The sequence below is a fragment of the Yonghaparkia sp. Root332 genome, from assembly GCF_001425665.1.
Classification (GTDB): domain Bacteria; phylum Actinomycetota; class Actinomycetes; order Actinomycetales; family Microbacteriaceae; genus Microcella.
Genome location: NZ_LMCX01000002.1, coordinates 727,484 through 740,996, shown reverse-complemented (window position 1 = coordinate 740,996; position 13,513 = coordinate 727,484). Strand labels below are relative to the sequence as shown.

General features: G+C 74.5%; 15 protein-coding genes. All 15 read right to left on the bottom strand.

Features of this window, described 5'->3' with window-relative positions:
- Positions 1-63: 63 nt before the first annotated feature.
- The 15 genes from trpA to ASC54_RS11080 all read right to left on the bottom strand — a co-directional run bounded on the left by trpA (position 64) and on the right by ASC54_RS11080 (position 13,477).
- Complete coding sequence (gene trpA / locus ASC54_RS11150) at positions 64-849, bottom strand: tryptophan synthase subunit alpha (RefSeq protein WP_055861212.1); 786 nt, start codon at positions 847-849, stop codon at positions 64-66.
- Positions 846-2,105, bottom strand: a complete 1,260-nt coding sequence (trpB, locus tag ASC54_RS11145) for a tryptophan synthase subunit beta (RefSeq protein WP_055861209.1) — start codon at positions 2,103-2,105, stop codon at positions 846-848. The genes trpA and trpB overlap by 4 nt, the downstream gene beginning before the upstream one ends.
- Complete coding sequence (trpC, locus tag ASC54_RS11140; RefSeq protein WP_055861205.1) at positions 2,102-2,878, bottom strand: indole-3-glycerol phosphate synthase TrpC; 777 nt, start codon at positions 2,876-2,878, stop codon at positions 2,102-2,104. Before trpC ends, trpB begins: the two co-directional genes overlap by 4 nt.
- A 1-nt stretch (position 2,879) precedes the next feature.
- A complete protein-coding gene (locus tag ASC54_RS11135; RefSeq protein ID WP_055861202.1) occupies positions 2,880-3,110 on the bottom strand; it encodes a DUF6704 family protein in 231 nt (76 codons plus the stop codon).
- A 70-nt stretch (positions 3,111-3,180) separates the two neighbouring features.
- Positions 3,181-3,774 (bottom strand): Trp biosynthesis-associated membrane protein, encoded by a 594-nt coding sequence (locus tag ASC54_RS11130; RefSeq protein WP_055899063.1) that lies wholly within the window; start codon positions 3,772-3,774, stop codon positions 3,181-3,183.
- Positions 3,771-5,291, bottom strand: a complete 1,521-nt coding sequence (locus ASC54_RS11125) for an anthranilate synthase component I (RefSeq protein ID WP_055861196.1) — start codon at positions 5,289-5,291, stop codon at positions 3,771-3,773. The genes ASC54_RS11130 and ASC54_RS11125 overlap by 4 nt, the downstream gene beginning before the upstream one ends.
- On the bottom strand, positions 5,288-5,710 hold the full coding sequence (gene hisI / locus ASC54_RS11120; protein ID WP_082515061.1) for a phosphoribosyl-AMP cyclohydrolase: 423 nt from the start codon (positions 5,708-5,710) through the stop codon (positions 5,288-5,290). Before hisI ends, ASC54_RS11125 begins: the two co-directional genes overlap by 4 nt.
- Positions 5,707-6,468 carry an imidazole glycerol phosphate synthase subunit HisF gene (hisF, locus tag ASC54_RS11115; protein WP_055899060.1) on the bottom strand — a complete coding sequence of 254 codons (762 nt, stop codon included), beginning with the start codon at positions 6,466-6,468 and terminating at the stop codon, positions 5,707-5,709. The genes hisI and hisF overlap by 4 nt, the downstream gene beginning before the upstream one ends.
- Positions 6,468-7,307, bottom strand: coding sequence for an ATP phosphoribosyltransferase (gene hisG, locus ASC54_RS11110; RefSeq protein WP_055861191.1), 840 nt, complete (start codon positions 7,305-7,307; stop codon positions 6,468-6,470). The genes hisF and hisG overlap by 1 nt, the downstream gene beginning before the upstream one ends.
- Positions 7,308-7,406: 99 nt before the next feature.
- Entirely contained in the window at positions 7,407-7,670 is a 264-nt protein-coding gene (locus ASC54_RS11105; RefSeq protein ID WP_055861187.1) for a phosphoribosyl-ATP diphosphatase, read from the bottom strand.
- Positions 7,671-7,722: 52 nt separating this feature from the next.
- Entirely contained in the window at positions 7,723-8,091 is a 369-nt protein-coding gene (locus ASC54_RS11100) for an FKBP-type peptidyl-prolyl cis-trans isomerase (RefSeq protein WP_055861184.1), read from the bottom strand.
- 46 nt (positions 8,092-8,137) lie between these two features.
- Positions 8,138-8,800, bottom strand: coding sequence for a ribulose-phosphate 3-epimerase (rpe, locus tag ASC54_RS11095; RefSeq protein ID WP_055899058.1), 663 nt, complete (start codon positions 8,798-8,800; stop codon positions 8,138-8,140).
- Entirely contained in the window at positions 8,797-10,170 is a 1,374-nt protein-coding gene (locus ASC54_RS11090) for an RsmB/NOP family class I SAM-dependent RNA methyltransferase (RefSeq protein ID WP_055899056.1), read from the bottom strand. Before ASC54_RS11090 ends, rpe begins: the two co-directional genes overlap by 4 nt.
- Positions 10,171-10,370: 200 nt before the next feature.
- Positions 10,371-11,291, bottom strand: coding sequence for a methionyl-tRNA formyltransferase (fmt, locus tag ASC54_RS11085; protein ID WP_055899407.1), 921 nt, complete (start codon positions 11,289-11,291; stop codon positions 10,371-10,373).
- Positions 11,292-11,296: 5 nt separating this feature from the next.
- Positions 11,297-13,477 (bottom strand): primosomal protein N', encoded by a 2,181-nt coding sequence (locus ASC54_RS11080; RefSeq protein WP_162242509.1) that lies wholly within the window; start codon positions 13,475-13,477, stop codon positions 11,297-11,299.
- Positions 13,478-13,513: the final 36 nt, after the last annotated feature.

Below are 13,513 nucleotides of genomic sequence, written 5' to 3'. Positions count from 1 at the left end.
CCAGGTGGGAGGACGCGCATCAGCCTAGCGGCGCGCTCCGCGGGGGTTCGGCGACGGGGAGGGCTAGTCCTTGCCCGTCGCGAGCTCGGCGGCGATCGCGGCCACGGCGGGCACGCCGCCGTCGGCGAGAGCGGAGACCAGGCGCGACCCCACGATGGCGCCGTCGGCGTAGGTGAGCACATCGGCGACCTGCTCGGGCGTGGAGATGCCGAGCCCGACGCAGGCGCTCGTCGCCCCCGCCTCGCGGAGACGGGAGATGACGCTGCGGGCGGCGGCGTCGACGTCGGAGCGGGCGCCGGTGATGCCCATCGTGGAGACGGCGTAGACGAAGCCGCGGCTCGACTCGACCGCCTGCGTCATGCGAGCGGGGCTCGAGGAGGGCGCGGCGAGGAAGACGCGGTCCAGGTCATGGGCGTCGGAGGCGGTCAGCCACTCGGCGGCCTCGTCGGGGATCAGGTCGGGCGTGATGAGGCCCGCTCCCCCGGCGCTCTCGAGGTCGGCCGCGAAGCGCTCGACGCCGTACTGGATCACGGGGTTCCAGTAGGTCATCACCAGCAGTGGCGCGTCGACGCGGGAGCGGATGCGCTCGACCGCCTCGAAGCCCTGCTTGAGCGTGAAGCCGCCCTGGAGCGCCGCCTGCGTGGCTCGCTGGATGACGAGGCCGTCCATCACGGGGTCGCTGTACGGCAGGCCGAGCTCGACGATGTCGACGCCGTTCTCGATGAGGGCGACGGCCGCGTCGACGCTCGTGTCGAGATCGGGGAAGCCGACGGGCAGGTAGCCGATGAGGGCGCCCGAGCCCGCGTCGACGCGGGTGCGGATGACGGACTCGACGGGGCTCGTGGTCATGACTGCGCATCCTCCGCGGCGGTGGGGTGGGCGTCCTTCTCGGCGGCGCGCTCGGCGGCCTGAGCGTCGAGGAGGCCGAAGTAGCGGGCGGCCGTCTCCATGTCCTTGTCGCCGCGGCCCGAGAGGTTCACGAGGATGATCGCCTCCGGGCCCAGCTCGCGGCCGAGCTCGAGGGCGCCGTGGAGAGCGTGCGCCGTCTCGATGGCGGGGATGATGCCCTCGGTGCGGCTCAGCAGGCGCAGGGCATCCATCGCCTCGGCGTCGGTCACCCCGCGGTACTCGGCACGGCCGATCTCGTCGAGCCACGCGTGCTCGGGGCCGACGCCCGGGTAGTCGAGACCCGCCGAGATCGAGTGCGACTCGAGCGTCTGGCCGTCCTCGTCCTGCAGCATGAGGCTGCGGGCGCCGTGGAGGACACCCGGGCGCCCCTTGGAGATCGTCGCGGCGTGGAAGAGCGTGTCGATGCCGTCGCCCGCCGCCTCGAGGCCGACGAGGCGGACGCCCTCATCGTCGAGGAAGGGATGGAAGATGCCCATCGCGTTGCTGCCGCCGCCGACGCACGCGGCGATGACGTCGGGGAGGCGCCCGGTCAGGGCGAGCACCTGCTCGCGCGCCTCGATGCCGATGACCGAGTGGAAGTCGCGCACCATCGCGGGGAACGGGTGGGGGCCGGCGACCGTGCCGAGGAGGTAGTGCGTGGTGTCGACGTTCGCGACCCAGTCGCGCAGCGCCTCGTTGATCGCGTCCTTGAGCGTGCGCGAGCCGACCGTGACGGGCACGACATCGGCGCCGAGGAGCTTCATGCGTGCGACGTTGAGCGCCTGCCGCTCGGTGTCGACCTCGCCCATGTAGACCACGCACTCGAGGCCGAAGAGCGCCGCGGCCGTCGCGCTCGCGACGCCGTGCTGGCCGGCGCCCGTCTCGGCGATGATGCGGGTCTTGCCGAGGCGCTTGGCGAGCAGTGCCTGGCCGAGCACGTTGTTGATCTTGTGCGAGCCCGTGTGGTTGAGGTCCTCGCGCTTGAGCAGGATGCGGGCGCCGCCCGCGTGCTCGGCGAAGCGCTTGGCCTCGGTGATGATCGACGGGCGACCCGTGTACGTCCGGTGGAGCTCGGCGAGCTCCTCCTGGAACGCCGGGTCCTTCTTCGCCGCGGTGTACGCATCATCGAGCTCGTCGAGTGCGGCGATGAGGGACTCGGGCACGAAGCGGCCGCCGAAGCTGCCGAAGTAGGGCCCGGTCATGCTGCGCAGGCTCATGAGACCTCCCGGAATCGTTGGAGTGCCGTGCGGGGGTTCCCGCCCGTCACGAGTGCTTCGCCGACGAGCACGGCGTCGGCTCCGGATCGGCGGTAGTGGACGACGTCGTCAATCCCGAGCACGGCCGACTCGGCGATCCTGACGGTGCCCGCGGGGATGAGGGGCGCGAGGCGGCCGAACAGGTCGCGGTCGAGCTCGAAGGTCGACAGGTTGCGGGCATTGACCCCGATGACGGAGGCGCCCAGGTCGACGGCGCGGCGGACCTCGTCGGCATCGTGCGTCTCCACGAGCGGCGTCATGCCGAGGTCCGTGATGAGCGCGTGGAGGCTCGCGAGGCTCGCGTCGTCGAGGGCCGCGACGATCAGGAGCACGAGATCGGCGCCCGCGGCGCGCGCCTCGAGCACCTGGTACGGCTCCGCGATGAAGTCCTTGCGCAGGAGCGGCGTGTCGACCGCGGCGCGCACCGCGACGAGATCGTCGAGGCTGCCGCCGAAGCGGCGCTCCTCCGTCAGGACGCTGATCGCGCTCGCGCCACCGGCGGCGTACTCCGCGGCGAGGGCCGCCGGGTCGGGGATGGCGGCGAGTGCACCGCGCGAGGGGCTCGCGCGCTTGACCTCGGCGATGACCTTGATGCGGTCGGCGGGAGCGAGCGCCGCGAGGGCGTCGCGCGCCGCGGGCGCCGCGAGGGCATCCGCCTCGACGGTCGCGAGCGGTCGCTGCTCGCGCCGGCGAGCGGCGTCGGCGAGGGCTCCGGCGACGAGGTCGCCGAGCACGTTAGTGGTGCGCCTTCGGCGAGTACCGCGGGCCCTTGACGCCGTAGCCCGCGCGCGCCATGAGGGCGCCCACGACGAGGCCGACGACGACGAGACCGGCGCTGGCCCAGACGAGGACGGGGACCTCGAACCAGAAGGCGAGGGTGCCGATCGCGAAGGCGATGAGGATGATCGTGACGGCCGTCCAGGCGGCGGGCGAGTGTCCGTGGCCGGGGTCGGACTGCGCGTTCATGGTTCTCCTCGAGCGTCGAGTTCTGGCGGGGATGCTCCCCCGGTATGACGCTACGGGAGGCCTCCTGAGTCTACCCTGCCGTCGGGTCGCGGCCGTCGCTCAGGGCGTCCCACGCGTCGAGACGATCGGCGCGGCCCTCGCTCGCGGGATCCTCCGCGGGCGATGCTCGGACGGCGTCGTACTTGCGCACCCGATCGGGCCAGCGGCGCGCGGTCGCGGCGACGCCGACCCCCGCGAGAATCCCGACGATGCCCGCGAGGAGGGCCACGGACGGCCAGACGGTGAGCACCGCCGCCTCCACGATCGCCCGCACCGATTCCTCCCCGTCGACGCCGCTCAGCTCGGTCACCGCGGCGGAGGCGGCTCCGACGGGATCCCCGAGAGCGATCGCCGCTGAAGTGAGGATGGCGGAGGAGAGCAGGGCGAGCAGGATGCCGAGCACGACGCGGAACACGGGACCGGCGAGCGCGAGGGCGGCGACGAGGGCGAGCGCGGCCAGGGCGAGGGCGGGCAGCGCCGGCGCCGCGACATCGCCCGCCGCCGTCACGGAGCGGTCGCCGTCGAGCACGGCATCGACCCACGGCTGGGTCCAGGCGAGCAGCGTGAGGGCAGCGACGACGAGCGGCGCGAGGAGGGCGAGAGCGCGGACGCGGCGCGGCGTCACGTCGTCGCCGCCCGCAGCGCGTTCGCGATCGCGACCGCGCGCAGCGGCGCCGCTGCCTTGTTCACGGCCTCCTGGTGCTCGGTCGCGGGGTCGGAGTCGGCGACGAGCCCCGCCCCGGCCTGCACGCGGGCGACGCCGTCGCGCAGGAAGGCCGTGCGGATCGCGATCGCGAGGTCGACGTCGCCGGAGAACGAGAAGTAGCCGACCACTCCCCCGTACACGCCGCGGCGGGCCGGCTCGAGCTCGTCGATAATCTGGAGCGCCCGCGGCTTCGGCGCCCCGCTGAGCGTCCCGGCGGGGAAGGTCGCCCGGAAGACGTCGATCGGCGAGGCGGTGGGCCGGATGTCGCCCTCCACGCTCGAGACGAGGTGCATGATGTGGCTGAAGCGCTCGACCTGCATGAACTCGGTGACCTCGATCGTGCCGGCGCGGCACACCTTCGAGAGGTCGTTGCGGGCGAGGTCGACGAGCATGAGGTGCTCCGCCTGCTCCTTCGCGTCGGCGAGCAGCTCCTCCGCGAGCTCCTGGTCGGCCTCGGGCGTCGCGCCGCGCGGGCGCGAGCCGGCGATGGGGTGCGAGTAGACGCGGCCGTCGGTGACCTTCACGAGAGCCTCGGGCGACGACCCGACGATCGCGTAGGGCTCGCCCGCGGCGGTCGTGAGCGTGAGCGCGTACATGTACGGCGAGGGGTTCAGGGCGCGCAGCACGCGGTAGACGTCGAGCGCGGATGCCGTGAGCGGGTGATCGAAGCGCTGCGCGATCACGACCTGGAACACGTCGCCATCGCGGATGAACCCCTTCGAGGCCTCCACGGCGGCCCGGTACTCCTCCGGGGTCGACCGCGGCTGCGGCGCGGGCGTCGTCGTGAGGTCGATGTGCGCGGGCTCGGTGCGGGCGGGGCGGCCGAGCTCGGCCTCGAGCGCGTCCAGGCGCTGCTGGGCGTGCGACCACATGGCGTCGGGCTCGTCGACGCCGTCGGCGAGCACCGACACGACGAGCGAGACGGTGCCCTGGCGGTGGTCCATCACGAGCAGCTCGCTGACGAAGGCGAAGGCGAGCTCGGGGCACGGGAAGTCGCTCGGAGGGGCATCCGGCAGATTCTCGACCTGCCGCACCGCGTCCCACCCGATGAAGCCGACGAGGCCGCCGGTGAGCGGCGGGTGGCTGGCGTCGCGCGGCGAGGCCCAGCGCGCGTAGAGGGCGTCGAGCGCGTCGAGGGTGCGCTCGGGGGCCTCGCCGCCGAAGGCGCGCTCGGCGGCCAGACCGTAGTCGAGCCAGGCGGTGCGGCCCTCGTTCTCGGTCAGCACGCCGAACGATCGCACGCCGATGAACGAGTAGCGCGACCAGATGCCGCCCTGCTCGGCGGACTCGAGCAGGAACCCGCCCGGTCGGTCCTCCGCGAGTGAGCGGTACAGGCCGACCGGGGTGAGGGCGTCGGCGAAGAGCTCGCGCACGACGGGCACGACGCGGGCGCCGCTCAGCTGGCGGTCGAAGTCGACGCGCGTCGTGGTGGTCATCGGGCGTCCTCCTCCGGGCGCGGCTGGGCGGTGAGCGGCAGGAACCGGTCGACGTCGAAGCACCGCTGGGCACCCGTGTGGCAGGCCGGGCCGATCTGGTCGACCTGCACGAGCAGCGTGTCGGCGTCGCAGTCGAGCTCGGCGCCGCGCAGCAGCTGGATGTTCCCGCTCGTGTCGCCCTTGCGCCAGTACTCCTGGCGCGAGCGGCTCCAGTACGTGACGCGACCCGAGGTCAGCGTGCGGCGCAGCGCCTCGGCGTCCATGTAGCCGAGCATGAGGACCTCGCGCGAGTCCCACTGCTGGACGACGGCGGGCAGGAGACCGCGGTCGTCGAAGTGCGCGCGCGCCACGACGGCGGCCGCGGCATCCTCATCGAGGGTCGCCGGGGCGTCGTGATCGTGGGCGGGCCGCTCGGTCACCGCACCATCACCCCCTCGGCGCGCAGCGCGTCCTTGACCTGGCCGACCGTGAGCTCGGCGTTGTGGAAGACGCTCGCGGCGAGCACGGCGTCGGCGCCGGCGCCGATCGCCGGGGCGAAGTGCTCCAGGGCCCCCGCGCCTCCCGAGGCGATCACCGGGACGACGGCGATCTCGTGCATCGCCGCGATGAGCTCGGTGTCGAAGCCGGCCTTCGTGCCGTCGGCGTCGATGGAGTTGACCAGCAGTTCGCCCGCACCGCGCTCCATCGCCTCGCGCGCCCAGGCGAGCGCGTCGATGCTCGTGCGGGTGCGGCCGCCGTGGGTCGTGACGACGAAGCCGCTCTCGGCGCTCGCGTCGCGCGTCACGTCGAGGGAGAGCACGCACACCTGGGCGCCGAAGCGGTCGGCGATCTCATCGATGAGGCCGGGGCGCGCGATCGCGGCGCTGTTGACGCCGATCTTGTCGGCGCCGTGCGCGAGGAGCTTCGCGACGTCCTCGCCGGAGCGGACTCCCCCGCCGACGGTGAGCGGGATGAACACCTGCTCCGCCGTGGCCTGCACGACGTCGAACATCGTGTCGCGGTTGTCGACGGTGGCCTTGACGTCGAGGAAGGTGATCTCGTCGGCGCCCTGCTCGTAGTACCGGCGCGCGAGCTCGATCGGATCGCCCGCGTCGCGCAGGTTCAGGAAGTTCACGCCCTTGACGACGCGCCCCGCCGCGACGTCGAGGCAGGGGATGACCCGGACGGCGACGCTCATCAGATGCGGGCGGCGTGGATCGGCGTGACGAGGATGGCGCGCGCGCCGATGTCGTACAGCGCGTCCATGACGTGGTTGGTCTCGTGGCGCGGGACCATGGCCCGAACCGCGACCCAGTCGGGGTCGGCGAGCGGGCTCACGGTCGGCGACTCGAGGCCGGGCGTGACCGCCTGCGCCCGGGTGAGCAGTTCGCGGGGCAGGTCGTAGTCGATCAGCACGTACTGGCGCGCGACGAGCACCCCCTGGAGGCGGCGCTGCAGGGTCGCGATGCCGGGCAGCTCGGGCTTCGCCGAGATGAGCACCGCGGTCGACTCGAGGATGACGGGCCCCACGATCTCGAGCCCCTGCGCTCGCAGCGTCGACCCGGTCGAGACGACGTCGGCCACCGCGTCGGCGACCCCGAGCCGGACGGCCGACTCGACCGCGCCGTCGAGGCGGATGAGCTGGGCGGTCACGCCGTGGGCGGCGAGGAAGGAGCCGACGAGACCCGGGTAGCTCGTCGCGATGCGGAGACCCTGCAGGTCGGAGAGCTCGCGGACCGTGCCGGGGACGGCCGCGAAGCGGAAGGTCGAGTCGCCGAAGTCGAGCGACTGGATCTCGACGGCCTCCGACCCGGAGTCCAGGAGCAGGTCGCGGCCGGTGATGCCGACGTCGAGCGCGCCGGAGCCGACGTAGGTGGCGATGTCGCGCGGGCGGAGGTAGAAGAACTCGACCCCGTTGCGCGGGTCGGAGACGGTGAGGGCGCGCGGGTCGCGACGGCCGACGTAACCGGCCTCGACGAGCATCTCGACGGCGGTCTCGGAGAGGGAGCCCTTGTTGGGCACCGCGATTCTCAGCATGGGGGTCTCTTCGTCGGCCGCGGAGCGCGCGGCGGGCTGCGGGGTGGTGAGGGGCTGCGGGGTGGAGGCGTGCTGCGGGGCGGCGGCGGTCATCGCGGCCTAGAGGTGCTTGTAGACGTCGTCGAGGGTCAGGCCCTTCGCGAGCATGAGCACCTGCAGGTGGTAGATCAGCTGCGAGATCTCCTCCGCGGTCGCCTCGTCGCTCTCGTACTCGGCCGCCATCCAGACCTCGGCGGCCTCCTCGACGATCTTCTTCCCGATCGCATGGACGCCCGCGTCCAGTCGCTCGACCGTGCCGGAGCCGGCCGGTCGCGTGCGTGCGGTCTCGCCGAGCTCGGCGAAGAGGGCGTCGAAGGTCTTCACGATCGACCAGGGTACCGGGCGGCGCTGGGCCTTCCGCGCCGCCCGGTGCGGCTCAGCTGACGCCGAGCAGGTCGATCACGAAGACGAGGGTCTTGCCCGAGAGCCGGTGACCGCCGCCGGCGGGGCCGTAGGCGAGGTGGGGCGGGCAGACGAGCTGACGACGGCCGCCGACCTTCATGCCGGGGATGCCCTGCTGCCAGCCGGCGATGAGGCTGCCCAGGGGGAAGTTGATCGACGATCCGCGGTTCCACGACGCGTCGAATTCCTCGCCGGAGTCGAACTCGACGCCCACGTAGTGGACGTCGACGGTCGAGCCGGGCGCGGCCTCCTGACCGTCGCCGACGACGAGGTCGGTGATGACGAGCTCCTGCGGAGCAGGGCCCTCGAAGAAGTCGATTTCGGGCTTGGTGAGTTCGCTCATGACTCCATCCAACCAGACGGTCAGGGGGCGGATGCCCGGCTCGGGCTCAGTGTGCGTGCGCGGCCGCCGCGGCCCGCAGCTCGGCGATCGCGCGCTCGACGTCGTCGGCTCCGTAGACGCTCGACCCCGCGACGAAGGTGTCGGCGCCCGCCTCGGCCGCGATGCCGATGGTGTCGACCGTGATGCCGCCGTCGACCTGCAGCCACACGTCGAGCCCGTCGTCCTCGACGACCTGCTTGAGCGCGCGAAGCTTGGGCATCATGTCGCCCATGAACGACTGGCCGCCGAAGCCCGGCTCGACCGTCATCACGAGCACCTGGTCGAACTCCGGGAGCAGGTCGAGGTAGCCCTCGACGGGCGTGCCCGGCTTCACGGCGAGGCCGGCGCGCGCGCCCCGCGCACGGATCGCGCGGGCGGTGGCCACGGCATCCGTCGCCGCCTCGGCGTGGAAGGTGACCGAGAACGCGCCGATCTCGGCGTAGCCGGGCGCCCAGCGGTCGGCGTCGCTGATCATGAGATGCACGTCGAGCGGCACGGGCGAGACCGCCTGGATGCGCTGCACCATCTGCGGGCCGAAGGTCAGGTTCGGCACGAAGTGGTTGTCCATGACGTCGACGTGCACGAGGTCGGCGGTGCCGATGCGCTCGAGGTCGCGCTGCATGTTGACGAAGTCGGCGGAGAGGATGCTCGGGTTGATGCGAACGGTCACGCCGGAAGCGTACCGAGCGCCGGCGCGGTCGCGGGCGCCGGGCGCTCTATGAGCTGGATGAACATCGCGTCGCCGCCGTGCCGATGCGGCCACAGCTGCACGGCCCCGTCGAGGTCGCCGAGATCGAGCGGCTCGCGCACGATGCTCGCGAGCACCGCGGCGGTGTCGACGCGGCGCACCCCCGCGACCGCCACGGTCGCCCCGCCGAGCACGCGATCGACGACGGCCGTGGTCTCATCGGGATGCGGCGAGCACGTCACGTAGGCGAGCAGGCCGCCGGGGCGCAGCGCTCCGATCGCGGCGTCGAGCAGCTCGGCCTGCAGCGCCGCGAGGCTCGGCACGTCGGTCTCGGTCTTGCGCCAGCGGGCCTCGGGTCGGCGACGCAGGGCGCCGAGACCCGTGCACGGCGCGTCGAGGAGGATGCGGTCGAAGCCATCCGGGTCGGTGCTGTCGATCGTGCGCCCGTCGCCCGTCCGGACTTCGATGCCGTCGCCGAGCGGCGCGAGGGCCTTGCGGACGAGATCGGCGCGTGCGGGCACGACCTCGTTCGCGACGAGGGTCGCGCCGCCCGCGATCGCCTCGGCCGCGAGGAGCGCGGCCTTGCCGCCGGGCCCGGCGCACAGGTCGAGCCAGCGCTCCCCCGCGACGACGGGGCGGGCCCGGCTGAGCGCGAGAGCGGCGAGCTGGCTCCCCTCGTCCTGCACGCGCACGCGGCCCGCGGCGACCTGGGGGTCGGCCGCCGGGTCGCCGCTCGGCGACAGATACCCGAGAGGCGAGTGGTGCGTGCGCGAGCCCTCGAGCTCGGGCGGGATGCCCGCGAGACCGGGCAGGGCGACGAACGTCACGCGCGGGGAGACGTTGTCGGCCGCCAGGAGGTCGGGCAGCTCGTCACCGCGGCCCTCGCGCTCGAGCGCGGATCGGAGTGCGGAGACCACCCAGACGGGATGCGCGGTCGCGATCGCGAGGCGGGCATCCGGATCGGTCTCAGCGGAGAGCAGAGTGTCGATCCACTCCTGCTCGGAGCGCTGGGCGATGCGTCGCAGGACGGCGTTGATGAAGCCCGTCGCGCGGTGGGCGCCGATCGTCCGGCTGAGCTCGACGGTCTCGCCGACGGCGGCGTGCGCGGGGATGCGCATGGCCAGGAGCTGGTGCGCACCGAGGCGCAGGACGTCGAGCGCGTCGGCGTCGATGCGGTCGACCGCGCGCCCGGAGGCTTCGACGATGATCGCGTCGTACAGTCCGCGGCGGCGCAGCGTGCCGTACGCGAGCTCGGTCGCGAGTCCGGAGTCGGCCGGGCCGAGGCGGGCGCGCCGGATCGCCACGGGCAGCAGGAGGTTGGCGTAGGCGTCGTCGCGGGCGACCGCCCGCACGACCTCGAGGGCGACGCCGCGGGCGGTCGCGGGCGGGCGGAATCGTCGGGCCGATCGCTCCGCGGGAGCGCCCGCACCCGTCGGCGTCGGGCTTCCGCTCCTGCCGGCGCCGCTCCCGCGAGCCGCGCCGCCGCCCCGAGCAGCACCGCCCCCGGGGGCCGCGCCTCCGCTGCGGGGGCCTCCCCCGCCGCGCACGTTCCTCACGAGAGCGCCGGCAGTGCGTCGGGTCCGAGTCCGCGCGCCCAGTCGCCCGCGCTCATCGCCGAGCGGCCGGCGGGCTGCACGCGGAGGAGCTCGAGCGGCGCGCTGGCCGTGCCGACCAGCACGCGCCTGCCCTCGAGAGCGCAGACGCCCGGCGCGAGGGGGCGCGCGTCGCGCGCGGGCGCCGCCTCGAGGATCTTGAGCACGGCGCTGTCGGCGCCGGCGGAGAACGCGCCCGGCTCGGGCGTCACGCCGCGGATGCGCGCGTGCACGGCCTCGACGGGCTCGCCCCAGCGGATCCGGGCGTCGTCGCGCGCGAGCTTGGGGGCGAAGGTCGGCTCGCCCTCCTGCGGTCGCGCGGTCAGCGCGCCGACGGCGAGGCCGTCGACGACGCGACGGGTGAGAGCGGCGCCCGACACGCTGAGGGCATCCAGCAGCGCGCCGGCCGTGCGATGCGCGCCGATCGTCTCGCGCTCCTGCGCGAACCAGTCGCCCTCGTCGAGCCCGGGCGTGAGCTGGAAGACCGTCGCCCCCGTGACCTCGTCACCCGCGATGATCGCGTGCTGGACGGGCGCCGCGCCGCGCCAGCGCGGGAGGAGGGAGAAGTGCAGGTTGATCCACCCGAGCCGCGGCCAGCTCAGCAGCGGCTCGCGGACGAGCCCGCCGTAGGCGACGATGACGCCGAGGTCGACCTCGAGCGGCAGCAGCTCGGGCTCGAGCTCTGCCAGTCGCGTCGTCTCGAGGACGGGAAGACCGAGCTCGGTCGCGCGCGCGGCGACGGGCGTGGGCGTGAGGACGCGCTTGCGGCCGAGCGGCGCCGGCGGTCGCGTGATGACGCGGACGATCTCGTGCTCGCTCTCGGCGAGTGCGTCGAGGGTGGGCACGGCGGCCGGGGGGCTGCCGGCGACGACGAGGCGCAGGGCGGTCATCCCTCCATCCTCCCGGACGTGGCGCTGGTGCGGGCGCCGGGCGGTGCTCCGCCGGGATCGTCGAAGGGCTCCTGGTCGTCGAACCGCACGCGGAGCGGCACGGTGCGGCGCCGCGGAGGCGACCCGGGGATGCGCGGCGCCCGGCTCGTGGCCGCCCTGACGAGAGCGGCCTTGAGCAGCCGCGCGACCTCGTCGCCGCGCGCGTAGTCGAAGCGCACGATCGCCCGCACGCGGTCGTCGCCCAGCTCCACGGGGCCGAGCACGTCGACGCCCTCGAGCGCGGCGACCTCGGCCGAGGCGCGCGCGACCGCCGCGGGCTCGCCCGCGATCGCCGCGACGCGCACGGCGGGCGGGAAGCGGAGCGTGCGCCGATCGGCGAGCTCGGCCGCGGCGACGCGCTCGGGCTCGCCGAGCGCGAGCGCCTGCGCGACCGACCCTCCGACGCCCACGAGCAGGACGGGGGCGTCGGGCGCGGCGAGGGCGGCGGCGGTGCACCACCAGCGGACGCAGTCCTCCACGACGCGGAGAGACTCGCGCGCGAGCATCCGCTCGCCGTCGAGGAGCAGGACCGCGCGGTAGCCGCCCTCCGCGACCGGCTCGGCCCCGCGCGTCGCGACGACGACCGTGCGGCCGGATGCGACGCTCTGCACGGGCGTGTCGCCGTCGGAGACGACGATGCGCGCGCCGGGGAAGGCGCGCCCGAGCTCGTCTGCGGTGCGGGCCGAGCCGCGACCGACCGTCCGCCAGCGCGTCGACTCGCACGTCGAGCAGGCCCAATCGACCGCGAGGGCGCCGCACCACTGGCAGGACGGCGCGGTGCCGCTGCGGCGCAGCGCGAGCGGGCCGCGGCACGACCGGCAGCGCGCCGTCTCGCCGCACTCGGTGCACGCGAGCCGCGGTGCGTACCCGGGGCGCGAGACCTGCACGAGCACGGGCCCGGTGTCCAGGGCATCCCGCACGGCCCGCCAGGCGGTCGAGGGGATGCGGGCCTGCGCGGCAGGCCCGTCGGCGCCCACCTGCTGCGCGGTCGGCGTGATGCGCCGCCGATGCCGGCCGGCCGGAGCGACGGCGCGCACGTAGCCGACCTCCACGAGCCGCTGCGCCTCGGTGCTGCGAGCGTGCGCGGCGAGCACGAGAGCGCAGCCTGCGTCGGACTGCCGCAGGAGCGCGAGGTCGCGCGCGTGCACGCCCGGCGCGTGCTGCTCGGCCATGAGCGCGTCGCCGTCGTCCCACAGGGCGATGAGACCGAGCGCGTGGGCGGGGGCGGCGGGCGCCGCGCGCGTGCCGAGGATCGCGAGCGGACGAACCTCGAGGGTGCGCAGGAATCCGCGGTAGCGGTCGGCGGAGGACTGGCCGGCGTCGACGCGCGCGATGTCCTCCGGTGGCAGGAGCGCCGCGAGCGCGTGGGCGACGTGCTCGACGTCGCGGTAGTCGGGCACGGAGATGATCGCCGAGCGGCCGGAGGCGACGCAGGCGGCGGCGAGCTCGGCGAGCGTGCGGGCCGCGGCGGGCATCCAGCGCCCCGCGACCTCGACGGGGTGCGCGATCGCGGTCAGCGCGATGCGGCGATCGGGCTCGGGCGCGTCAGGGTCGAGGAGCCGCGCGAGGGCCTCGGGGGCGTAGCCGGTGAGGGCGCGGCCGGCGGGTTCAGCGGGTGCGGCGGTGGGCTGGGCCGCGGCCGCCTGGGCTGCCGCTTCCTGGGCCGCGGTCGCCTGCGCCGCGAGCCACGCCTTCTCGACGCGCACCTGCCGGGAGGGGATCACGAGCCGCGCGAGGTCGCTCGCGGTGCCGGAGGCGCGATCGGCGGCGCGGCGGATGAGGCGGTAGACCGCCGGATCGAGGACGCGCGCGTCGGAGACGACGTCGCCGAGCTCGCTGAGGACGCCCTCGAACGACTGCGCCTCCGCGATCTCGACGATGTATCCGGCCGCCTGTCGTCCCGCGGCCCGCAGCGGCACGGTGACGCGGACGCCCGGGACGGCGCGCTCGCGCAGGTTCTCGGGAACGCGGTAGTCGAACAGCCGGTCGAGCTGCGGGAGCGGGGAGTCGAGCAGCACGCGCGCGATGCGCTGCGGGCCCCCGATGACGCCTGGCGGCCGGGTCGGCGACGGCGACCCGGCGCGCGCGGAGGTCGGTGCGGCGGGCGCGAGCCCGAGGCCGTCGAGCTCCGCGCTCATCCCCCCGCTCCTCTCGCCCGGGTCGTCGCCGGCGCC